Origin of the sequence: Nocardia transvalensis NBRC 15921 (assembly GCF_000308875.1) — a bacterium.
Lineage (GTDB): Bacteria > Actinomycetota > Actinomycetes > Mycobacteriales > Mycobacteriaceae > Nocardia > Nocardia transvalensis.
In genome coordinates, this window is record NZ_BAGL01000085.1 from 48326 (window position 1) to 70807 (window position 22482).

At 69.5% G+C, this 22482-nt stretch carries 22 protein-coding genes; 9 read left to right on the forward strand and 13 right to left on the reverse strand.

Annotated features, from left to right (window positions below; translation table 11 throughout):
* The first annotated feature begins 16 nt into the window (after positions 1-16).
* Entirely contained in the window at positions 17-349 is a 333-nt protein-coding gene (cutA, locus tag ON41_RS40685) for a divalent-cation tolerance protein CutA (RefSeq protein ID WP_083905726.1), read from the forward strand.
* Here the strand turns inward: cutA and ON41_RS29630 are convergent.
* The gene (locus tag ON41_RS29630) at positions 330-1568 is read right to left on the reverse strand and encodes a helix-turn-helix domain-containing protein (RefSeq protein ID WP_157185659.1); all 1239 of its coding nucleotides are present in this window, start codon (positions 1566-1568) and stop codon (positions 330-332) included. The genes cutA and ON41_RS29630 overlap by 20 nt on opposite strands.
* A gap of 119 nt (positions 1569-1687) precedes the next feature.
* Between ON41_RS29630 and ON41_RS29635 the strand changes: the two genes are divergently transcribed.
* Positions 1688-1999, forward strand: coding sequence for a hypothetical protein (locus ON41_RS29635; protein WP_040751327.1), 312 nt, complete (start codon positions 1688-1690; stop codon positions 1997-1999).
* A gap of 346 nt (positions 2000-2345) precedes the next feature.
* On the opposite strand, the gene ON41_RS29640 is transcribed toward ON41_RS29635, so the two are convergent.
* From ON41_RS29640 to thiO, 3 genes are read right to left on the reverse strand one after another with little or no spacing between them, the layout of a single operon-like run.
* Positions 2346-3104: a thiazole synthase gene (locus tag ON41_RS29640; protein ID WP_040751328.1), complete on the reverse strand. Its 759-nt coding sequence runs from the start codon at positions 3102-3104 to the stop codon at positions 2346-2348.
* Positions 3097-3312 (reverse strand): sulfur carrier protein ThiS, encoded by a 216-nt coding sequence (thiS, locus tag ON41_RS29645; protein WP_040751330.1) that lies wholly within the window; start codon positions 3310-3312, stop codon positions 3097-3099. The genes ON41_RS29640 and thiS overlap by 8 nt, the downstream gene beginning before the upstream one ends.
* A complete protein-coding gene (gene thiO, locus ON41_RS29650) occupies positions 3309-4412 on the reverse strand; it encodes a glycine oxidase ThiO (RefSeq protein ID WP_051162755.1) in 1104 nt (367 codons plus the stop codon). The genes thiS and thiO overlap by 4 nt, the downstream gene beginning before the upstream one ends.
* 101 nt (positions 4413-4513) lie before the next feature.
* Between thiO and thiE the strand changes: the two genes are divergently transcribed.
* Positions 4514-5218, forward strand: a complete 705-nt coding sequence (gene thiE, locus ON41_RS29655) for a thiamine phosphate synthase (protein WP_040751331.1) — start codon at positions 4514-4516, stop codon at positions 5216-5218.
* A gap of 140 nt (positions 5219-5358) precedes the next feature.
* Here thiE and ON41_RS29660 read toward each other — a convergent pair whose 3' ends face one another.
* Together ON41_RS29660 and ON41_RS29665 are read right to left on the reverse strand one after the other, a co-directional pair.
* Entirely contained in the window at positions 5359-7533 is a 2175-nt protein-coding gene (locus tag ON41_RS29660) for a molybdopterin-dependent oxidoreductase (RefSeq protein WP_040751333.1), read from the reverse strand.
* Between the two features lie 3 nt (positions 7534-7536).
* Positions 7537-8190 carry an NUDIX hydrolase gene (locus ON41_RS29665; protein ID WP_040751335.1) on the reverse strand — a complete coding sequence of 218 codons (654 nt, stop codon included), beginning with the start codon at positions 8188-8190 and terminating at the stop codon, positions 7537-7539.
* Positions 8191-8324: 134 nt separating this feature from the next.
* Between ON41_RS29665 and ON41_RS29670 the strand changes: the two genes are divergently transcribed.
* From ON41_RS29670 to ON41_RS29680, 3 genes are read left to right on the forward strand one after another with little or no spacing between them, the layout of a single operon-like run.
* The gene (locus ON41_RS29670; protein ID WP_040751400.1) at positions 8325-9665 is read left to right on the forward strand and encodes a GlnX family signal transduction membrane protein; all 1341 of its coding nucleotides are present in this window, start codon (positions 8325-8327) and stop codon (positions 9663-9665) included.
* Positions 9662-10624, forward strand: a complete 963-nt coding sequence (locus ON41_RS29675) for a glutamate ABC transporter substrate-binding protein (protein WP_040751336.1) — start codon at positions 9662-9664, stop codon at positions 10622-10624. Before ON41_RS29670 ends, ON41_RS29675 begins: the two co-directional genes overlap by 4 nt.
* 5 nt (positions 10625-10629) lie before the next feature.
* Positions 10630-13068 (forward strand): serine/threonine-protein kinase, encoded by a 2439-nt coding sequence (locus tag ON41_RS29680; protein WP_083905727.1) that lies wholly within the window; start codon positions 10630-10632, stop codon positions 13066-13068.
* Positions 13069-13070: 2 nt separating this feature from the next.
* On the opposite strand, the gene ON41_RS29685 is transcribed toward ON41_RS29680, so the two are convergent.
* The 4 genes from ON41_RS29685 to ON41_RS29700 form a co-directional block, all read right to left on the reverse strand.
* A complete protein-coding gene (locus ON41_RS29685) occupies positions 13071-14267 on the reverse strand; it encodes an acetate kinase (RefSeq protein WP_040751338.1) in 1197 nt (398 codons plus the stop codon).
* 23 nt (positions 14268-14290) lie between these two features.
* A complete protein-coding gene (gene pta / locus ON41_RS29690; protein ID WP_040751340.1) occupies positions 14291-16369 on the reverse strand; it encodes a phosphate acetyltransferase in 2079 nt (692 codons plus the stop codon).
* Between the two features lie 152 nt (positions 16370-16521).
* A complete protein-coding gene (locus ON41_RS29695; RefSeq protein WP_040751341.1) occupies positions 16522-16908 on the reverse strand; it encodes a hypothetical protein in 387 nt (128 codons plus the stop codon).
* A gap of 245 nt (positions 16909-17153) precedes the next feature.
* Positions 17154-18128 (reverse strand): helix-turn-helix transcriptional regulator, encoded by a 975-nt coding sequence (locus ON41_RS29700; protein ID WP_040751342.1) that lies wholly within the window; start codon positions 18126-18128, stop codon positions 17154-17156.
* Positions 18129-18189: 61 nt separating this feature from the next.
* Between ON41_RS29700 and ON41_RS29705 the strand changes: the two genes are divergently transcribed.
* Positions 18190-18543 carry a YybH family protein gene (locus ON41_RS29705; RefSeq protein WP_218003575.1) on the forward strand — a complete coding sequence of 118 codons (354 nt, stop codon included), beginning with the start codon at positions 18190-18192 and terminating at the stop codon, positions 18541-18543.
* Between the two features lie 150 nt (positions 18544-18693).
* The gene (locus tag ON41_RS29710) at positions 18694-19497 is read left to right on the forward strand and encodes an LLM class flavin-dependent oxidoreductase (RefSeq protein ID WP_040751343.1); all 804 of its coding nucleotides are present in this window, start codon (positions 18694-18696) and stop codon (positions 19495-19497) included.
* On the opposite strand, the gene ON41_RS29715 is transcribed toward ON41_RS29710, so the two are convergent.
* Positions 19461-20654, reverse strand: a complete 1194-nt coding sequence (locus ON41_RS29715) for a Cmx/CmrA family chloramphenicol efflux MFS transporter (protein ID WP_040751344.1) — start codon at positions 20652-20654, stop codon at positions 19461-19463. The genes ON41_RS29710 and ON41_RS29715 overlap by 37 nt on opposite strands.
* A 334-nt stretch (positions 20655-20988) precedes the next feature.
* Here ON41_RS29715 and ON41_RS29720 point away from each other — a divergent pair, with 334 nt between their 5' ends.
* A complete protein-coding gene (locus ON41_RS29720; RefSeq protein WP_246460968.1) occupies positions 20989-21354 on the forward strand; it encodes a hypothetical protein in 366 nt (121 codons plus the stop codon).
* Here ON41_RS29720 and ON41_RS40690 read toward each other — a convergent pair.
* Positions 21335-22000, reverse strand: coding sequence for a hypothetical protein (locus ON41_RS40690; protein WP_174411376.1), 666 nt, complete (start codon positions 21998-22000; stop codon positions 21335-21337). The genes ON41_RS29720 and ON41_RS40690 overlap by 20 nt on opposite strands.
* A gap of 144 nt (positions 22001-22144) precedes the next feature.
* The gene (locus ON41_RS29735; protein WP_040751349.1) at positions 22145-22480 is read right to left on the reverse strand and encodes a DUF397 domain-containing protein; all 336 of its coding nucleotides are present in this window, start codon (positions 22478-22480) and stop codon (positions 22145-22147) included.
* Between the last annotated feature and the right edge of the window lie 2 nt (positions 22481-22482).

Sequence of the window (22482 nt, forward strand, 5' to 3'; positions counted from 1 at the left end):
GACCTAGGGTGGCCCCATGGCGACAGGGCGGGTATGGACGGTAACCACAACTACACCGAGCGAAGACGACGCGCGTACCATCGCGCGAGCCGCTGTCGCGGAGAAGCTTGCGGCAGGAGCCGAAATCACCGGCCCCGCAACCTCGGTCTTCTGGCATCTCGGCGAACTCGGTGAAGGCCGCGAATGGCGCGTCTCTCTCCGGACGTCCGCAACAGCGAAGGATCGACTCGCAGCACGGATTTCGGAACTACACCCGTGGGACAGCCCGGAAGTAACCGCGACCTCGATCGAGTGGTGCCTGGACACCTATGCGGAATGGGTCGAGCGCACTACAACCGAGCAGGGATAGGAACCTGCGCCGACGCCGCCCGCATGGCCAGTTCCGCCGCGCCGGGTACGCCTGCCGTCGCACAACGCTCTGCAACCTCTCGGATGCGAATCGACGGCCGAGCGGAAGCAACACGGCCCGCCAACGTGAGCGCACGCTCTGTGGCCGATACGGCGGCTCCTTCGTCTCCGGCCTCGAGATAGGCATCCGCCAGCCACGTCAGATACAAGGCCTTATCTCGCGCCCAGTGATCCGGGTACGCCGCCAGTGCGCTCTCCAGAGGCTTGATCGCCCTGTCGGGCCGATGCAGCACAGCCCAGACGCGGCCGGTCATGATGTCGAGTTCCGCGTGATCGACCCATGCGCACCAAGGTGCGTCCGTTCCCGCCTTCTCCTCCAGCGCATCCCTCGCCGCGTCCAGGGAGCGGGCAGCGCCGTCGCAGTCACCCGAGGCGGCGAGCGACCATGCCCGCCGCGATTCCAACAACGCCCTGGCCTTCGGTGATGCGCCGTCACCGACTGCGGCGCAAGCGGAATCGGCGGCCCGCACAGACTCCCGCGTCCCGCTGGTGTAGGCGATGTGCACGAACGCGTTCGCCACCAGCTCCCGATTCTCGGCTTCCTCGGCCGCGCGGCGGCTGTACTCGAACAGGTCCACGGCCTTGCCCCTGAATCCGGAATCGAATGCGGCCCAGCCAGTTTGCTGTGCCTGCTCCGCCGCGAGTTCCGTCAGCTCTCGCCGTACCACGAGAGCACAACTCGAACGGCTCAGTACCTGCTCCGTGTGCGCCAGTTCGGCGAAGTACATACGAAAGGTATCGCCGCCCCCGAGATAGCTGTCGACGCCTACGAGCCGAGCGAACTTGCGACGCATCTCCGCTACGTCGGTCGCGCCCAACCGTTGTGGCGGTTGCGGCAGTACGCCGACGCCGATACCGGCCAGGGCTAGGAAGTCTCTGCGTTTCGTGGCTTCGTCCCTTTCAGCATCACGGTGGGTCCGTTTCGGATACAGACCCAGATCATCAGGTGATCGGACATCCAACAGTGCCATGAGAGCCTGCCGCGTGACACCCCGTGGCCACGAGATCTCACCACATTCGATGCGGCTGATCGCCTGCGCGTCGACCGCCGGGCGACGTCCTGTCGCCCGTTCGATATGCAGGCACACCTGCTCCGCCAGCTCGGCTTGTGTCCACCCCTGCGCGAGCCGCCGCGACCTGAACCGATCGTTCGTCCCCACAGCCCCTGCCGGTCGATAGCCGTTGTTTGCCCACAATTCTGCGCTGTTTCCGAGGACGTACAGCCGGAACGCTGAAAACCGGCAGCGCCAACCAGGAACGGCTATTGGGGAGGTAGGCAATGAGGACACATCCGACAGCGTTCGCGTGGGTAGATCCGTTCGTCAGCCCGTGTTCGGAGCTGGACAACGCCAGAGTTCGCGCGCTTGCCCGACGGCTCGGTTATCACTTGTATTGGCCTGCGCCATCCATGCTGCCATTGCTCGACCAAGTGCGCGCCGCAGATGTCGACGCCGTGATCGCGCCGTCGACCGATCATTTCGACGTGATGCAGTTGTCCGCGCTGATGTGCCTCACAGATGTCGAAACCGCAGCGCCGAGAATGAGTTTCGACCGCGGAAGCGCCTATCCTCGCCAAGCGGAGCGGATATGAGTAACGCGACGGGCTGGGCGGCAGTCGTCGCGCTTGTCGTGATCGTATGCGGCGCGGTCGGGCTGCTTGTACGCGCCGACCTGGACGGCGACGACTGCGAAACACCCACCCAAACCCATGACCGTGTCGTATGGACGCACGCCCCACCACCACGGCCATTCACCGTTCGCCATGCACACCTGGTCATGCAACAGCACCGGGCCTGCCGCTGCGAGGACTGCCCGCGCAAGAATTCGGCGTATCAGACCCTCGTGGAAGCTCGGCGCATCAGGCCGGACTCTGGGCGTTCCTTCTAATTCTCGAATGCTGACGAGGAGCCGGGTGGACCGTCATCTCTTGAATCACCTCACAGGTCCGGGGAGGATGCCTGGGCCCAGAAGCGCTTGGGGATGCGGCCGGCCTCGCGGGCGAGGTGGCCGGCGGTGACGGCGTTTGCCATGGCGGAGGCCATGAGGGCCGGGTGGCGGGCTCGGGTTACGGCGGTGGCGAGGAGGACGGCTGAGCAGCCTAGTTCCATGGCCAGGGCGGCGTCGCTGGCTGTGCCTATGCCGGCGTCGAGGATTACCGGGACGCCTGCTGCGGCGACGATCATTTCGATGTTGTGGGGGTTGCTGATGCCCAGGCCCGTGCCGATCGGGGAGCCGAGGGGCATTACCGCGGCGCAGCCGGTGTCCTCGAGGCGGCGGGCCAGGGCGGGGTCGTCGGTGGTGTAGGGCAGGACGGTGAAGCCGTCGTCTACCAATTGTTCTGCGGCGGCGACCAATTCGATGGCGTCGGGGAGCAGGGTGCGGTCGTCGGCGATGACCTCCAGCTTGACCCAGTCGGTGCCCAGGGCCTCGCGGGCCAGGCGGGCGGTGAGGACGGCCTCGGAGGCGGTGCGGCAGCCCGCGGTATTGGGCAGGGGGGCGATGTCGAGGCGTTTCAGCAGGTCGAGGACGCCGGTGCCGCCCGCGGAGTCGACGCGGCGCATGGCGACCGTAGTCAGCTCGGTGCCCGAGGCGAGCAGCGCTTCCTCGAGTACCGCGAGGTTTTCGGCACCGCCGGTCCCCATGATGAGGCGGGAGTCGAAGGTGCGGTCGGCGATCCGCAGCGGCGCGCTAACCACCCTGCACCGCCGTCAGCACCTCGATCTCCCAGCCGCGGCCGACCGGCTCGTCCCAGCGGGACTTCGGAAACACCGCCCCGTCGACTGCGAGCGCGACTCCCTTGCAGGGCAGGCCGAGCCGATCGAGCAACTCGCGCACGGTGATCTCCTCGGCGAACTCGTGGTCCTCCCCGTTCACGGTCACCCCGACGGGAATCGTTGCGGTCATCGTCTACCTCCTGAAGATGTGGGTGCACCGTCGCCCGTGCCCTCGGCTATCTGCGAAAACCGTTGCGGGTCGGCCGCTTTCGCCTCCGCCAGGACGTCCCCGGCGAGCAGGGCGGAGACCGCGTCGACTGTGAGCGGGACGCCCAGGATGCCGTTGCGACCGTGGCCCGCGGCGACGATCAGGCGGTCGGTGAGGCGGCCGATGAGGGGCAGGTTGTCGGGGGTACCCGGGCGGGAGCCGGCGCTCGCCTCTTGTAGTTCGTATTCGCCGAGGGCGGGGAGGACGGCCTCGGCGTCGGCGATCAGGTCGCGGACTCCCGCGACCGTCACCGCGGTGTCGAAGCCCGCCTCGTACTGGGTCGCGCCGACGACTATTCCGTCACCCCGCGGCACCAGGTACAGCGGGCGGCCGTGCACCCGCGCGCGGATCACCCGGCGCGGCGGCGGGGGCGCGCCCGGGCGGTGACGCAGGCGCAGAATCTCGCCCTTCACCGGGCGCACCGGGAGCGAGGGCCACTGCCGCGCGGCGGCGGCGCCGGTGGCCAGCACGATCTGGTCGTGGTCGAGTTCATCCACAGCCGTCACGGCCGCCGCGTTCATCTGAACACCAGCTTGTTCACAACCCCGGAGCAGGGCCTCCACCAGCAGGCGGTTGTCCACAGCGGGCTCGGGTGCGAGCAGGCCCGCGCGCACGGTGCGGGCGAGAGCGGGTTCCGCGGCACGCACGCCCGCGCGGTCGAGCAGTCGCATCGAATGGCCGTGACCGGTCACGAAATCGGCGATGGTCCGGAGGTCGGCGGCGTCGGCGGCATCCGAGGCCACGGTGAGGGTTTCCTCGGCGACGAAGACCGATGCGCCGGACACCTCCCCGAGCCGGGCGCCGAATTCCGGCCAGCGGGACAGCGCCGCCGCACCGAATTCCAGGGCCTCGTCCTCACCCGGCCAGCCCTCGGACAGCGGGGCGAGCATGCCGCCGGCAACCCAGGACGCACCGGTTCCGACGGCGGGATCGAAGATCGTGACCGACCACCCCGATTCGGCGGCGCGCCACGCCACCGACAGACCGATCACACCCCCACCCACGACGGCCAGAGTTCGCATACCTTCCACCTTCATCGAACGGGCTCCCCGCGCGGCCGCCTTCGCAGCAGGGATGTCCAGATGTTTCGACTACCCAAGGTACCGCGACTACGGTCGGTGACGTGCAACCGTCCCACCCCACCCGGCCCGCGACTCCCCGGGAACGCCTGGCCACGGCCCTGCTCTACCTGTGCACCGACGCGCGGCGTGACAAAGGCGACCTCGCCGACTTCGCCGAGGCGGCGCTGGCGGGCGGGGTCGACATCATCCAACTGCGCGACAAGGACTCGGCCGGGGAGGCCCGGTTCGGCCCGTTGGAGGCGCGCGGGGAACTGGGCGCGCTGGCCGAGTTGAAGGCCGCGGCCCGCCGCCACGGCGCCCTGGTCGCCGTGAACGACCGCGCCGATATCGCGCACGCCTCCGGGGCCGACGTCCTGCATCTGGGCCAGGACGATCTCCCGCCCTGGTACGCCCGCAAGATCGTCGGCCCGGATGTGGTGATCGGCCGCTCCACCCACGACCGCGACCAGGCGGGCCTGGCGATCACCGACGAGCACATCGATTACTTCTGCACCGGCCCGGTGTGGACCACCCCCACCAAACCCGGCCGTCCCGCCGCCGGCCTGGACCTGGTCCGCTCCACCGCCGACGCACACCCCACCCGCCCCTGGTTCGCCATCGGCGGCATCGACGACCACCGCCTCCCCGAAGTCCTCGCCGCCGGTGCGACCCGCGTGGTCGTGGTCCGCGCCATCACCGCCGCCGAGGATCCCAAGGCCGCCGCCCAGGCGTTGAAAGCCCGCCTACTCGAAAACGCTCGAGCCTGAACAAAGGCCCATAGCCCTCCTTGTTTCCGGCATGCTTTTGGCCGGAAACACCTGTACCAGCAAGGGATCCCGGCCAAAAGCATGCCGGGAAATGAGAGTGGCAGCGCATGCAGGGAGGTTGAGCCAGCAGCGGGGCGGGGTCAGGCGGGCACCGGATCCAGGCGAATAGGCACTCCGTTGAGGTGTGCCATCCCCGCCAACCGCTCCACGTCGGCGATGTCGGAGGACATGAGGAGGTTGACGTTGGCTCCGCCGGCCTCGGTGGCGCGGCGCCAGCCGCCGGAGTGGCCCCAGCCGTGCGGGATGGCGACGGTGCCCTCGGTCATGTCGTCGGTGAGGCGGGCGGTCAGTTCGATCGAGCCGTGGGCGGAGGTGACGCGGCAGCGGTCGCCGTCGGCGATGCCCGCGTCGGCCGCGTCCTTGGGGTGGATGCGGGCGGCGTGCTCGCGGCGGGCGATCAGGGAGTCCGCGTTGTGCATCCAGGAGTTGTGCGATTTCAGCTCGCGCATGCCGATCACGCGCAGCGGATAGGCCGGATCGGCCGCCGGGGCGGTCAGGTCGCGCAGTTCCGCGGTGATCTCGTCGGGCGCGAGGCTGACGCGGCGATCCTTGTGCCGCACCACCTTTCGCAGCACACCGGTCTCGATGCGATCGGCCAGCACCAGCCCGTGCGGATGACGGCGCAGCATGCGCAGACTGATCCCGTTGCGCCGCAAGCCGAATCGGTCACCGTAGGGCCCGGTCCGCAGCGCCAGATCGAGCAGCACCCGAGGCGACATCCGCGCGGCGCGACCACCCGGCGCCCGCCGCCGCACCGCCCCCAGCATCCGCGACAGAGCGCCGAAAGCGAAGGGCTGCACGCCGATCTGCCGCGCCAGCTCGTCGATGATCTCCCACTCCTGCCGCGCCTCCCCGTACGGCGCCAGCACCGGCTCGGTGTACTGCGTGTACGGAATCGGCGCGAGCGCGGTGAACGGCAGCGGCGCGTCGTCACGCTCCAGGAACGTGGTGGCGGGCAGCACGTAGTCGGCCGTGCGATTGCTGTCGTTGAGATACAGGTCGATCGACACGAACAGATCGAGCTGCCCGAGCGCCGCCGCGAGCTCGTCACTGCCCGGCACCGACTGCACCGGATTCCCGGCCGAGGTGAACAGCGCCCGCAACCGGCCCGGACCGGGCGTGGTGATCTCCTTGGCCATGATCGCGGCCGGGAACGTCCGCAACACCTCCGGGAAATCACCCACGCGCGACCGCCGCTGCCCGTAACCGACGAGCCCCAGCCGCGCGTTGAGTTCCGAAACGGCGACCAGCTCCTTGCCGAAAACACTGCCGCCCGGACGGTCGAGATTGCCGGTCACCGCCGCCAGCGCATCGATGAGGAAGGCCACCAGCGTCCCGTGCCGCCCCAGGCAGGTGCCGGTGCGGCCGTAGATCGCGGCCCGCGGCGCGGCGGCCAGATCGCGGGCCAGCGCGCGCACGACCTCCGGATCGATACCGGTCACCGGCGCGGTCGACTCGGGCGTGAAACCGGCCACCGCGGCGCGCAGTTCGGCCACGCCCGACGCCTGGTCGCGCAGCGCGGCCGCATCCTCGAGCCGCTCCGCGAAGATCACCTGCAACAGCGCCGCCAGCAGCCAGGCATCGGTATCCGCCCGCACCCCGACGTGCTCGAACAGCCGCGCGGTCTCGGTGCGCCGCGGATCGACCACGACCACCCGCCCGCCGCGCTTGGTGATACCCGACAGCTTGTCGCGAATCCGCGGCGCGCTGACCACGCTGCCGTGCGAGACAATGGGATTGGCCCCGAGCATGAGCAGAAAGTCGGTACGATCCAGATCCGGCACGGGGACAGTGGTGAGCGATCCGTACAGCAGATGGCTGGCCACGAACCGATTGTTGACGTCCTGCGAGCCCGCCGAATAGACATGCCGCAGCCCGGCCGCCAGCTGAAACCCGACGATCCAGAGCGTATGCGAGTACGAGAACGACGACGGATTACCGAAATACCAGCCCAGACTCTCGCGCCCGTGCGCCTCGATGATCCCCCGCAGCCGCGCCCCGATCTCCTCGAACGCCGTCTCCCACGACACCCGCTCGAAGGAGCCGTCGGCGGTACGCCGCAGCGGGTGCAGCACCCGGTCGGGATCGTTCTGCACCTCGGTGAAGGCAATGCCCTTGGGACAGGCGAACCCCCGCGACAGCGGATGGTCGCGATCCGGGCGCAGTTGCACCAGCCGGCCGTCCTCGACCGTCGCGATCAACCCGCAGAGCGGTTCACAGATTCGGCAGTACGTCGGCACCTCGCGTGCTGTCATATCTCAAGACAACACCTGCTCCAGCGTGAGGAACAACACATTTCCGGCCATATCCGCCGAGGCGCCGATCCGCGCCGACCGCCCGCCCCGGCCGTTCGAATGCAGCCAGACGAACCCGTGCTCGGCCAGATCGAGGGTGCGGGGCAACACCGCAGCCACCTCCGCGGCGTCGGCCACGCCCTCCAGATCGACGCGCGCCGATTCCGCGCGCAGCGACGGCCACGCCGCCGCGAACCCCGGATGCAGCGGGCGGGCATCCACCTCTTCCTCGGGCACCCAGGCCAATTCGGCGCTCTCGCGATTCGCGGTGGTCTCCAGGAGTTCGGGAGCGTCGGCGACGACCGTGGTGTAGGTCCATCCGCTCGGCGCGGTCGCCGTCAGCCGCTCGCCGCGCACCCGGACCGCCGACGGCACGATTCCGGTCTCCTCCTGCGCCTCCCGGACCGCGGCGTGCACGGTGGTTTCGTGACTGTCGCGGGCGCCGCCGGGCAGCGCCCAGGTGCCGCCCTGGTGACTCCACGGAGCCCGGTGCTGCAACAGGACCATCGCGCCGCCGCCGGCTTTCGGTGCGCGCAGCAACAGACCGGCGGCCCCGTATCGTCCCCACTGCCGCGTCCCGTCCGGGGACTCCAGGAACCCGTCTCCGTCACCACGCATATTCGCCTCGTCCCATCCTCGCCCGCACGGCAGCCCTACCACCGCCGCGGGGCGACACACCCGCGACGGCGCCGGTACGACCACAATAAGCTCAGTCCGACACGGCACGGGCCGCACGGCGATCGGAGGTGGACATGACTCGCAGCACGCAGCCCCGGCTGGACGAGCTGTCCCCGCGGGCCGCCGCGGCCGCGATGCGACGCCGCCTCGACACCACCGAACTGCGCTCTTTCGCGAACTCCTCCCCCGCGAAATTGATCGCCGTCGGATTGCTGCTGTTGATCATGTGCCTGGTCGCGGGCGTGGTCACCTCGTCGGAGGTGAGCGGCCGCCAGCACGCGCTCGACCATCTGCTCGACGAGTCCGAGCCGGACGCGAACTCCGCGCAGCGCCTGTACGCGTCGCTGTCGGTGGCGGACGCGGCGGCGGGCACCGCGTTCATCTCCGGCGGCCTGGAACCCGAGCCGGTGCGCGATCAGTACAGCCAGGCCATCGGCCAGGCGTCGGCCGAGCTGGTGGCCCAGTCCAACAGCGGCGGCACCCGCAGCGACGATCCCGACGCGCAGTTCCGCACCGGCATCGCGACCGAACTGCCCGTCTACACGGGCCTGATCGAGACCGCGCGCGCCAACAACCGCGAGGGCCACCCCGTCGGCGCCGCCTACCTCAGCGAGGCGTCCAACCTGATGCAGACGGTCATGCTGCCGATGGCGCGCGAGTTGCAGGAGCACCGGTCCGACGCGATCACCGCCACCCAGCGCCATCACGTGCAACCGCCGTGGGCGGCGATCGTGCTGCCGATCCTGACCCTGGGCGCGCTGATCGCCGCGCAGCTGTTCCTGGCGCGGCGCTGGCAGCGGCTGTTCAACCCCGGGCTGCTGCTGGCCTCGGGCACGCTGGTGATCCTGCTGGCCTGGACCGTGGTCGCCGGATCGCTCTCGGCGGTGTCCACGACGACGGGCCGCGACGACGGCGCGATCCCGACCTCGGAGCTGACCGAGAGCCGTATCCTCACCCAGCAGGCCCGCGCGGCGGAGACGCTGAAACTGGTGCGCCGCGACGCCAGCGGCGACTACGACCACACCTTCGACTTGTCCATCTCGAAACTCACCATGCTCCTCACCCAATACCCCCGGGAAGTACCGGGTTCCGGCGACGTCACCACCGCGCGTGGGGCACTGGACCGCTGGAACAAGGCCCATCAGCGCATGAACGACGCGCTGGGCCGCGGTGACTTCCTCGGCGCCAGCGCGGTCGCGATCGGCCCCGACGCCGACGGCGCCACCGCCAGCGTGGACGCGCTCGACAACGCGCTGGGCGACGGCATCTCCGATACGCGAAATACGTTGCGGGGCGAGATATCCGACGCCGCGCGGTCGCTGGACCTGTTGTCGCCGGGTGCGCTGTTCCTGGCCGTGGTGGCCGCCGCCGCGGTGGTGGCGGGCCTGTGGCCCCGGCTGCGGGAGTACCGATGAGGGCCCGGGTCCTGGCGCCGCTGCTGACGGCGATCGCCCTCGTGGCGGCGGGGTGTGGCGGGCAGGCGCCGCCGACCGACGACGACACCGTCAGCTACTCGGAACCGCCGCTACCCGCGAAAGCCGTTCCGCTGCAAACACAGTCACCCCCTCCGGCGACGGACAACCAGAGCTGCGACCCGACCGCCAGCCTGCGGCCCAGCGACGCGGGCGGACCGACCGTGGATGCCATTCGTGCGCGCGGGCGGCTGCTGGTCGGTCTCGACCCGGGCAGCAATCTGTTCAGCTTCCGCGATCCGATCAGCGGCACGCTGGCCGGATTCGACGTCGATATCGCCAAGGAGATCGCCCGCGACCTGTTCGGCGATCCGGAGCGGGTGGAGTACCGCATCCTCGGCTCGGCCGACCGCGAGAAGGCGTTGCAGGAGCACACCGTCGACGTGGTGGTGAAGACCATGACGATCACCTGCGCCCGGCGTCAGCAGGTGACGTTCTCCAGCACGTATCTCATGTCGCACCAACGGGTTCTGGCCGTGCGCAACTCCGGTATCAACGGACTCGCGGACCTGGGCGGCAAGCGGGTGTGCGTGGTCACCGGCACGACATCGCTGGATCTGATCCGCCGCGCGCAGCCGACCGCCACCATCATGACCGTGCCCGCCTGGGCCGACTGCCTGGTGGTGCTGCAACAGCGCCAGGTCGACGCGATCAGCACCGACGACGCCCTGCTGGCCGGACTGGTGTCCCAGGATCCGTGGTACACGGAGGTGGTCGGCGCCAATCTCAGCGACGAGCCCTACGGCATCGGCATCCCCAAGGGCAACGACGACATGGTGCGCTTCGTGAACCGCACCCTGGAACGCGTCCGCACCGACGGCACCTGGGAGCGTCTCTACCACAACTGGCTGAACGTCCTCGGCCCTTCCCCCGGCCCACCCCAGCCGAAATACCAGGATTGACAGCAATGCCCGATCCTGACGAAACCCCCTCCAACGCAACCGAATCCGCCCCCGGGCCACCACGCCCTACCCCGGAGCCGGAGCCGGAGGGAACCCAGCGCACCGAGCAACCGCCGACCCAAGCAGTGCCTGCCGAAACCACCCGCACCACGGAAGAACCCGAGGGAACCGCCCGCACCGCAGAGGAACCCGAGGGAACTGCCCGCGCCACGGAAGGCCCGGCCCGGACGGCTGCGGTGGATGGACCCGGGACTGTCGCGGGCCCCGAACCCACACGGGGCGAACCGAGTACGTGGAGTCAGCCCACGGGGCGTAGTGGGCGGACGACTCGGACGCGGCCCGCGGTGCGTCGGCTCGGGGCGGGGCTGGTGCCGATATCCCCTGTCCCGCCGATGGATCCGCGGTCGGCGGTGCTGACCGATCCGGTGGTGTCCGAGGGGCGGCGGTTCTGCTGGCGGTGCGGGAAACCGGTCGGCCGCGCGACGCCGGTCAAGCCGTCGACGACCGTCGGCACATGCGAAACATGCGGCGCGCCTTTCGATTTCCGCCCGTATCTGGAGGCCGGGGATCGGATCGCCGGCCAGTACGAGATCCAGGGCTGTATCGCGCACGGCGGGCTGGGCTGGATCTTCCTGGCCGTGGACCGCAATGTCAGCGACCGCTGGGTGGTGCTGAAGGGCCTGCTGCACAGCGGCGACGCCGAGGCGCAGGCGGTGGCCGTCGCCGAGCGCCGCTACCTGGCCGAGCTGGCGCACCCCAGCATCGTCAAGATCTACAACTTCGTCGAATACGACAGCCCCGAGGACGTTCCCGTGGGCTACATCGTGATGGAGTACGTCGGCGGACGCTCGCTGCGCACCATGCTCGACACCTACACGCGTCCCGAGCGCATGCCGCTCCCGGAGGCCATCGCCTATGTCCTGGAGATCCTGCCGGCGCTGGAATACCTGCACTCGCTGGAGCTGGCCTACAACGACCTCAAGCCGGACAACATCATGGTCACCGAGGACCAGGTCAAGCTGATCGATCTGGGCGCGGTGGCCGGTTTCGAATCGTACGGAAACCTGTACGGCACCAGGGGTTTTCAGGCCCCGGAGATCGCCAAGACGGGCCCGACCGCGGCCTCGGACATCTATACGGTGGGCCGCACGCTAGCGGCGCTGACCCTCAATCTGCCCACGGAGCAGGGCCGCTACCTCGACGGGATACCCGATCCCGCCGACGAACCCGTGCTGGCCAAGCACGAGTTCTTCCATCGCCTGCTGCTGCGGGCCACCGATCCCGATCCGGCGCAACGCTTCCCCTCGGCACGCGTGATGACCACCCAGCTGGCGGGCGTGCTGCGCGAAATCCTGTCCGCCGAGACCGGGACCGCGCACCCGCAGCTGTCGACCCTGTTCAGCCCGCCACGAACCAGTTTCGGCACAGCGGAACTGATCGCGCAGACCGACTCCTACGCCGACGGCGTGGCACGCAGCAAGAACCTGTGCGCCCGCGAGGTCGCCGCCGCCCTCCCGGTGCCGCTGATCGATCCGGCCGACCCGTCGGCCGCGCTGCTGGCCGGAACCGTGCACCCGGAGCCCCGCCACGCGCTGGACGCGGTGCGCACCGCCCGCGAACGCGCGGCCGCCGAACCGGGCGGAGCGCCGGAGACCTTCGAGACGGAATGCACCTTCATCGAGGCCCGCATCCAGCTCGATCTGCGGCACGTCCCGGCCGCCCGCGAGCTGCTGTCCGGGATGGATCCCCGCGATTGGCGCGTCGACTGGTATCTCGGCCTGGCCGCGCTGATGGAACTGGACTACCAGAGCGCGTTCGACCGCTTCGACGCGGTGCTGTGCGCGCTACCCGGCGAGATCGCACCCAAACTGGCCCTCGCCGCGACCGCGGAACTCATTCTGCAACACTGGGATTCGCCGGATCCCGAGCAGTGGCGCGAGTACGCCGAGAAGTTCTACGCCACCGTCTGGCGCACCGACCGCAGCGTGGTGAGCGCCGCCTTCGGCCTGGCGCGGCAGCTGGCCGCGGACGACCGCGTCGTCGAGGCGGTCCGGGCGTTGGACGCCGTCCCCGCGGCCTCCCGGCACTACACCGAGGCGCGGATGACCGCGGTGCTGATGCTGCTCACCGCGGTTCCGGTCGAGGATCTGAACGAGGCCACGCTGCACATCACCGCGGCCCGCGTGCAGGCGCTGCCGCCGAGCGAGCACCGTGCCAATCAGATGCGGGTCCTGGTCCTCGGTTCGGCACTGGCCTGGTTGCAGTCCGGCCACACCCCGAAACAAGCCGACGCCACCCTGTTCGGCGAGCCGTTCACCGAGCGCGGGCTGCGCCACGGCGCGGAGACGGGCCTGCGCGGGCTCGCGCGTTCGGCCCCCGGGCGGGCGCACCGCTACGCGCTGGTCGATCTCGCGAACGCGATCCGCGCCAAGACCTGGTTCTGACCTCAGCCGACCAGCCGCGCCGCCGCGCGCGCGATGGCCAGCTCCTCGTCGGTGGGCACCACCAGCACGGCGACCTCGGATCCGGCGGGCGAGATATAGCGCGCCGCACGGTCTTTCGCGGTATTGCGCTCGGTGTCGACGGCGATGCCGAAGCCCTCCAGCCCGGCCAGCGCGTCGGCCCGCACGGGCGGGCTGTTCTCCCCGACGCCGGCGGTGAACGTGATCGCGTCCACCCGGCCCAGCTCGACCAGGTAGGCACCGAGGTAACGGCGCAGCCGATGCACGTAGACGTCGTAGGCCAGCCGGGCCGCCGTGTCCCCGGACTCGATGAGGCGGAACAGTTCCCGGAAGTCGTTGACGCCGGACAGTCCCTTGATCCCCGAATCACGGTTGAGCAGATCGTCGATCTCGCCGATCCCCATCCCGGCGGTGCGAGCGAGATGCAGCAGGATTCCCGGATCGATGTCACCGGAGCGAGTGCCCATGACCAGCCCCTCGAGCGGAGTGAGCCCCATACTCGTATCCACCGCGCGCCCGCCCCGGATCGCCGATGCCGACGCGCCGTTGCCGAGGTGGAAGACGATCTGGTTCAGTTCCGCCGGATCGCGACCCAGCAGCCGCGCCGCCTGCTCGGACACGTACTCGTGCGAGGTGCCGTGGAACCCGTAGCGTCGAATGCCGTGCGCCGCAGCCACTTTCGCATCGATGGCGTAGGTCTTGGCGGCGTCGGGCAGGCCGTGGAAGAACGCGGTGTCGAACACCGCGACCTGCGGCACGTCGGGCAGTAGCGCACGCGCGGATTCGATCCCGGTCACATTGGCCGGATTGTGCAGCGGCGCAAGCGAAGACAGCTCGTCGATCGAACGCAGTACGTCGTCGTCTATCAGAGTGGGCCGGTAGAACACCTCGCCGCCGTGCACGACCCGGTGCCCGACCGCGGTGAGCCCGGCGGTGGTCAGATCGCGCCCGCCCCGGGCGAACAGGTCGAAGACGATGCGCAGACCGGCGGCATGATCCGGAACCGAGCCGTGGTGTTCGAGGGTCTGCCCGTCACTGTGATGTTCGACGGTGGGCGCGTCCGCCGCGACCGGTTCGCCGATGCGCGACACCTGGCCCGAGGCCACGACCTCACCCGAATCCGGTTCCAGCAGCTGGTATTTGATCGACGACGACCCGGAGTTGATCACCAGGACCTGCATCGCACGCCTCCTGTCTGCCACGATCATTCCGGCCGCGACTGCGCCTGGATGGCGGTGATCGCGACGGTATTCACGATATCGGCGACCAGCGCGCCCCGGGACAGGTCGTTCACGGGTTTGCGCAGCCCCTGCAACACCGGGCCGATCGCCACCGCGCCCGCACTGCGCTGCACGGCCTTGTAGGTGTTGTTGCCGGTATTGAGGTCCGGGAAGATGAACACCGTCGCGCGCCCGGCCACCTCGGAATTCGGCAGTTTGGCGCTGGCCACCGTCGGCTCGATCGCCGCGTCGTACTGGATCGGCCCCTCCACCAGCAGCTGCGGCGCGCGCTCGTGCACGAGTTTGGTGGCGGTGCGCACCTTGTCGACATCGGCGCCGGTCCCGGATTCGCCGGTCGAATAGGACAGCATCGCGACGCGCGGATCGATGCCGAACTGCTCGGCGGTGCGCGCGGAGGAGATCGCGATATCGGCCAGCTGCTCGGCGGTCGGATCCGGCACGACCGCGCAGTCGCCGTAGGCGAGCACCCGGTCGGCCAGGCACATGAGGAACACGCTGGAGACGGTGGACACCCCCGGCTCGGTCTTGATGATCTCGAACGACGGCCGGATGGTGTGCGCGGTCGTGTGCGCCGCGCCGGACACCATGCCGGCCGCGATGCCGTCGTGCACCATCATCGTGCCGAAATACGAGATGTCGGAGACCAGTTCGCGCGCCCGGTCGACGGTCATGCCCTTGTGGGCGCGCAGCTGCGCGTACTCCTCGGCGAACCGCTCGCACAGGTCGCTGGTCTGCGGATTCAACACCTCCGCCGCATCGATGTCGACGCCGAGTTCGGCCGCGCGGCCCCGCACCGCGGCCTCGTCGCCGAGGATGGTCAGGTCGGCGATCTTGCGTTGCAGCACCCGGCCGGCCGCGCGCAGGATGCGGTCGTCGGTGCCCTCCGGCAGCACGATCCGGCGGCGGTCCGTCCGCGCCCGCTCCACCAGCTGGTATTCGAACATCTGCGGGGTCACCACCGACGGGGCCGGAACGGCGATGCGCTCCATGAGCTTGCGCCCGTCGACCCGCTGCTCCATCAGCGCCAGCGCGGTGTCGACCTTGCGGATGCTCGACAGCGACACCCGGCCACGGGTGCGCGCGGCGGCGTTCGTGGTGTCGAAGGTGCCCAGGGAGGTGGTGAGGATCGGCAGTTTCGGGCGCAGGCCCTCGATCAGCCGCGCGATCGCCGGATCGGGCAGCATATCGCCGTTCATGATGATGCCCGCGAGCGACGGAAACCCTTCCGCCTCATGGGCGTTCACGAGCGCCAGCAGCGCGTCGGAGCGGTCGCCGGGCACGATGACGGCCACACCGTCGGTCAGCCGCTCGAGGATGTGCTCGGCGGTCATGCCGCCGACCATCACCGTCAGCGCCTCCCGCTGCATCAGCTCCGGATCGCCGGAGTACATCGTGCCGCCGATGGCCGCGCACAGTTCGGTCATGGTGGGTGCGGTGAGCAGCGGCACCTCCGGCATCGACCAGGTCGGCGCGCCGAGGGCCTCGACCGCCTTCGCGATCTCGTCCAGCCGGTCCGGATCGGAGCGGTTGACCATGATCGCCGTCAGCTGCGCGTGCTCGGCGGTGAGTTCGCCCTGGCACAACTCGGCGACCTGCACGATCTGCTCGGGAGTGCGCCCCGAGCCGCGCAGCACCAGCAGCACCGGAGCGCCGAGGTTCACCGCGATCCGCGCGTTGTAGCGCAGTTCGCTCGGGCTGGCGACATCGGTGTAGTCGCTGCCGACGATGACCACCGCGTCGCACAGCTTGGCCACATCGTGGAACCGCATCACGATCTCGCCGATGGCCGCGTCCGGATCCTCGTGCACCTGCTCGTAGGTGACGCCGCACGCCTGCTCGTAGTCGATATCGGCGGTGCAGTGCTCGAGCAGCAGCTCCAGAATGTAGTCCGGTTCGGTCGCCGAACGCATGATCGGCCGGAACACCCCCACCCGCGGCGAGGTAGCGGACAACATCTGCAACGTCCCCAGCGCCACCGTCGATTTTCCGGTGTCGCCCTCGAGCGAGGCGATGTACACGGTGGACGGAGCGGTATCGGCCATGTTCGAGAGCCTAGTGAAGGAAGCCCCTCGGACATGACCGGTAAGTAGCAAATCTTCGGAAATCACATTCCGCAGGCCACCGGTCGCGACATATCACCAAGGCCCGCGCACACCGCTCGCCACACTTCGTGGCGAGCGGTCGCGCTCGGCTGTCACGCGGCGTGCAGGGCCGCGGTGATCTTGCGGGTCATCTCGACGGTGACAGGGCCCGGCTGGGCCGCCGCCTCGACCGCGACCAGGACGGTGGTGCGGAAGTTGTCGACCTCGGCCGGGTCCTGCTGCTCGAGCAGGGTGACCGCGGCGGTGAGGGCGGGCAGGACCTGGTCGGCGAGGTCGGCGACGGTTTTGCCGGTCAGGGTGATGTCCTTGGACTTCGCGGCGAGGACGTGCCCGATCGGGCCGGTCGCCGACATCAGCGCCAGGGAGCCCGCGGTGGCGGCCTTGTGAGGCTTGGGACCCGCGGCGGCGAGCAGCGAGATCGCGCCATAGGCGGCGGTGCGGACGGTGGCCTGATCCTGGGCGGTGAGGGTGACGGACATGGTGTGCTCCTTCGAAATCTGTTGGCGCCGGCCCGGATCCGTGTCGGTCCTGGCCGGTTTGTTCGATGTACACACTCTGTCCGGGTCGGCTGACAGCATGCTGACGCTGTCCTGACGCGGTCACTGACACCACATTCACCGCCGGGCCGGGCGATATCGGGCGGGCGTTGATCAAGGCCGGCACACGGTCGCGAGAGAGTCCCGGCACGCCACAGCCCGGCTCGTACCGCAACGCAGGCCAGCTCTCAGGACGATCCTTGGTAGCGGGCGGCGATCGCGGCGGCGCGGTCGCGCAGGGTCGTGCGTAACCATTGCGGGGCAAGCGCTTCCGCGTCCGTAGCGAGTTTCCACAGCGCCCATTCGGCATGTCTCGGGTCTTGGAAGGTGACTTCCAGCCGCTGCCATCCGTCCGCGTCGGGCGTTTCGGCGCGGACGGCAAGCGCGGTGGTCACCAGTTCTTCTCGCCGCGCCGGGGCGATGCGTACGAGCACCGTCACCTGGTCACCGCCGGTGCGGAACCGCGTGCTGCGTTCTTGCCAGATCCGATCGAGATCGGCCCGCTCCGGACGCTGCGCGGGCTCGGGGAGTTCCTCGGCCGCCAGCACACGGGAGAGCCGGTAGGTGCGGTCCGCACCCGACCTCGTGGCCAGCAGATAGCCCTGGCCGCGCACGGTGACCAGGCCGATCGGGTCCACCGTGCGCCATGTCGGGGCCTGGTCCACGGCCGCGTAGTGGATGCGCAGCTTGTGCCCGCCGAACACCGCGCGCCGGACCTCGGCCACCACGGCGTCGGGGACCTCCTCGGCCACGACACGGCGCGCGAGGAGGTCGGTCTCCGGTTCCACGAGTAGTCGCTGCGACGCGTCACCGGCGGTGGCCCGATTGTTCTCGGGGAGCGCGTCGACCACCTTGCGCATGGCCGAGGTGAGGGCTGAGCCGAGACCGAAAGCCTGTGCGCCGCTATGTGATCCGGCGACCAGCAGCGCGAGCGCCTCGTCGTGGTTCAGTCCGGTGAGTTCGGTCTGGAAACCGGGTAGCAGGGCGAAACCACCGTGCCTGCCGCGCTCCGCGTAGACCGGGACGCCCGCGGCGGACAGCGCCTCGATATCGCGCAGCACCGTACGAACGGACACTTCCAGCTCGCGGGCGAGCGCGGCCGCGGACAGCCGGCCGTGCCGGCGCAACAGCAGCACCAGCGAAACCAGGCGGTCGGCGCGCACAGGAAAACTCTACGGGAATACCTGACGCAAGATGTCGTGATTCCTTGGCAGGCTTGCCGCCATGACAAACGAGAACGTGGCCACCGACCCCAACGACCTGGGCAAATACTTCATCGAGCGCGCCAACGCGGGCGATGTCGACGGGCTGGTGGCGCTGTACGAACCGGACGCCGTCCTGGCCTTCCCGCCGGGCAACCTCGCGACCGGACACGCGGAAATCCGAAAGGTGTACGAGCAGTTCGTCGCGGCCAAGCCGGTGCTGACAGCAGGCAGGCAACACCCGGTCCTGATGAGCAGCGACCTGGCCCTCACAGCCTCCACCCTCACCACCGGCGAGGTCACCGTCGAGATCGCCCGCCGCCAGCCCGACGGCTCCTGGCTGTGGGCCGTGGACCAGCCCGTATTCACGCCGTAGAAGAGCGGGGAGCTTCGCCGGAATCCAATCTCGTGGGAAGTTCCGTTGCCGGAATCCAATCTCGTGGCAAGTTCCCCTTGCCGGAATCCAATCTCGTGGCAAGTCTCCCTTGCCGGAATCCAATCTCGCCCCGCGAGGTTGGATTCCGGTATGACTCTCGACATCGGCACCATCCTCCCCACCTCCACGCCGGACCCCGCCCGGCCGATCCTCGGTGACGTGCGGGCCGCGGCGCGGCTCGCCGAGGAGGTGGGGCTGGATTCCGTGTGGTCCACCGACCACCTCCTGGCCAGCGCGCCGATCCTGGAGAGCACGGGCGTGGTCGCCACCGCCGCCGCGGTCACCGACCGCATTCGCGTCGGATACGGCGTGCTGCTCCTGGCCCTGCGCCCCACCGCCTGGGCGGCCAAGCAGGTCGCGACGCTGCAATACCTCTCCGGCGACCGCATCCTGCTCGGCATCGGCACCGGCAACCCGGCCCACGGCGATATCGGCTGGCGCGCGGCGGGCCAGTCCTTCGCCGACCGCGGCCGCCGCACCGACGAGGCCCTCGCGATCCTCCCGGACCTCATCGCCGGACGCCCCGCGACCCTCCCCGACGGCACCGAGGCGACCCTCTCCCCCGGCGCCACCGTCCCCCCGATCCTGGTGGCCGGCGACGCCCCCGCCGCCCTCCGCCGCGCCGCGACCTACGCCGACGGCTGGATCGCCATGAACCCCTCGCCCGACGAACTGCCCTCCACCACAACACGTTTGGCCGACCTGGCCGCCGAGCGTAACCGTCCCACCCCCGCCGTCACCGTCGTAGCCGCCCTGCCCTCCGACCTCTCCGAGGCCACGGACCGCACCGCGGCCTACGTCGCCGCCGGTGCGGAGCGCGTGATCATCGCCCCGCACTCCGACGACTGGCGCGCCACCTACGAATTCGCCGCAAAGGTCAAGTCCGCCTTGTGAATTGACGCTCGAATCTCGCCGATCACAGCCACGACCACGGCGGCAGCGGTGAAGGCCGCACCGCACCAGAACGCCGTGGTGGGTTGCTCGGTCCGGTCGACGGCCAGACCGGCGGCGACCGGGCCGAGGACCGCGCCGACGTTGAACGCGGTGGTCGCCAGGGCGCCGGCGATACGCGGCGCGTCGGGGGTGGCGGTGCGCACTATCGTCGCGATCAGCGTGGAACCGACGCCGAACGCGACGGCGCCCGCCACCGTCGACATGATCATCACGCCGATCAGCGCGTACGCGGTCGCGGCGGCCAGCAGCCAGACTCCGACGAGTAGGACCGTTCCGGCGACAACGATCCGCCGCTGATGGCGGTCGCTGTAGCGGCCGGTGATCGTCACTCCGAGAAACGAGCCGACGCCGAACAGCGCCAGCGCCAACGGAACCCACCGACCGCCCCCGGCGATGGCGGTCGTGATGCTGCCGAGATAGGTGAACCCCGCGAAGGTCGCGGCGTTGACCAGGATCCCGGCGAGGACGGCGATCAGGATCGGCCGTTGCCGTAGCACCGACCATTCGCGCCGCACCGGGGGTGCTTGGCCGTCCGACGTACCCCCTTCGCGCACATCATGATCGAGCATCAACCACACCGGCACGAGGAGTGCCGCGCTGACGACCGCGACAGCCCAGAACGCCGAACGCCACCCCCAGACCTGCCCCAGCAGCGTGCCCGCGGGAACACCGGCGATACACGCCACCGTCACACCGGACACCACCACCGAGGTCGCCCGCCCGACCAGCGCCGGCCCGACCAGCCTCGGCAACACGGCCAGCACGATCGCCAGAAACCCGGCATTGGCGACCGCCGCGACAACGCGCGTCACCAGCAGCACCGCGAAACCTGTTGTCGCGGCACCGATCACATGCGCGATACAGAACACTCCTAGAAACGCGGTCACCGAATATCTGACGGGCAGCCGCCCCGCGGCCATCGCCATCACCGGCGCGCCCAGCACCATCCCCGCCGCGAACAGCGAGGTCAGCAATCCGGCAGCGCCGAGCGACACCCCGACGTCACCCGCTATCCGCTCCAACAACCCCGACACCATGAACTCGGATGTGCCCTGCGCGAAAACAGCGACAGCCAGCACGAATACCACAATGGGCATAGGAGGAAACTCCCCGGATACAGGGCGCCACAAAAGATATTCACGGCACCCGAGATGAGTTGCGAAGCCGGGCAATCCCGCACCCGACCGCAGAAACCGGCTTCATCCAGCGCTGCGACACGCCCGACCCGCACGGCCGCTCAACGACCGAGGGGGATCACGTTCACAACGCCGCCCGGCCCGCAGACCAGGCGGCTACCGTCTGGAAGCCTCCGGGGAACTCACCCCCACACCCTAACAACCACCGCCGTCGAGAGGCCCCGGCCGGTGCGATAGCTAACAATTCGATGGCCAGGTTCGATTGCTGAGTATCAACCCTTCGGAAGGACCAGTAATGAGCAGAACAGTCGCTGTCACGCGGACGGCGGTTGCCGCCGCGTCGGTCCTGGGGTGCGCCGCCGTGTTCGGCGCCGGCACCGCGAACGCCGCGCCCGAGGATTGCACCGTCACCCGCGACCTCGTGGGCGCGACCGCGACCTGCCACGATGTCGATGCTCCCCCGGGCCGGGAGTACAGCCTGGTCGTCGAGTGCTTCGGTCTGGCACCCGTGCCCTTCGCCTTCCCGTTGATGACCATCGGCCCGTACCGGGGTTCGTGGAGCGGATCCTTCAGCCCGTCCGGTGGCGGCTCGGCGTCGTGCGTGAACGGCCTGAGCATCGGCACGGCTACCAACGCCTACGTCAAGATCTACCGCGACTGATCGCGCCCTCGTCGTCCGGCGCCGGGCGCGCTGCTTCGATCTTCGGTTCGTCCCTCCCGGCGAACTCACGCTTGCTGTCGGCGGACACGCGGTCGATCTCCGCCTGCTCGCGTCGGCCGCTGGCGTCGGCGCGGTCCAGCGCGGCCTCGGTGCGATCGAGGTGTGTCGCACTCGACGCCAGCAAGGCCCGGCTGCGAATGATCGCCTCCCGGAGGCGCTGGCTAGCTGTTTCCGTCACCTGGCCGACGTTGCGGGCGTGATCGTCCAACCGTCGTTCCAGGGCGTTGAGGAGTTCCTCCCGCTGGTCGGCTTCCCGTTCGCGCTGATCGGCTTTGGCGTCGCGAGTATCGGCCGCGCGGTCGCGTTCGTCTGCGAGGGCCTCGCGTTCGTCTGCGAGGGCCTCGCGTTCGTCTGCGAGGGCCTCGCGTTCGTCTGCGAGGGCCTCGCGTTCCGCGGCGGCAGCCGCCGCGTCATCGGCCGCTTGTTCCCGCTCGTCGGCGGCCTGCTCGCGGAGAGCGACCGCGTCCTCCCGGGCCCGCACCCGAGCTTCCCGTCGCGCGACCCTGGCCTCCAGGTCGGCTAGCGCGGATTCACGCTCGTCGAGTTCTGCCGACTCAGGGGCGCGGTGATCCTGTTCTGTCGACACCATCAAATAATGACCGCAAACAGCCGCTCACAAAAGAGACGAGTATCTGCGCCGCGCAGGCCCACCATGCCTGACGAGCATCGAAACATCAGGCCATGATCGACTGCGGTACAAGACATCTGCCCCGCCGCCGATCGAGGAGGTTCAGTGGCGATCGAATTCGCCGTCGGCCACACCCTTGGCGAAGGCATCCCACTCGTCGGCGTTGTAGACCAAGGCCGCACCTTCACCCACGATCGTCGCCCCGCCGTCCGGATGAAGCGCGATTTCCACAGCGCCGCCGGGCTTTCCGGATCGAAGACTCAGCACGAGATCCAGGAACGCGGGCCAGTCCGATGCCGGGACGGACACGGTCGGCTGCTCGTGCACGGGGCCCGTGTACTTGCTGTCGCGGATGAGCACGGTGTCGGTTCGGTGGGCGACCTCGACGCAGGTCTGGTCGCTCCCGCTGAACGTGGACTTGAAAAAGCTGGTGCTCACAT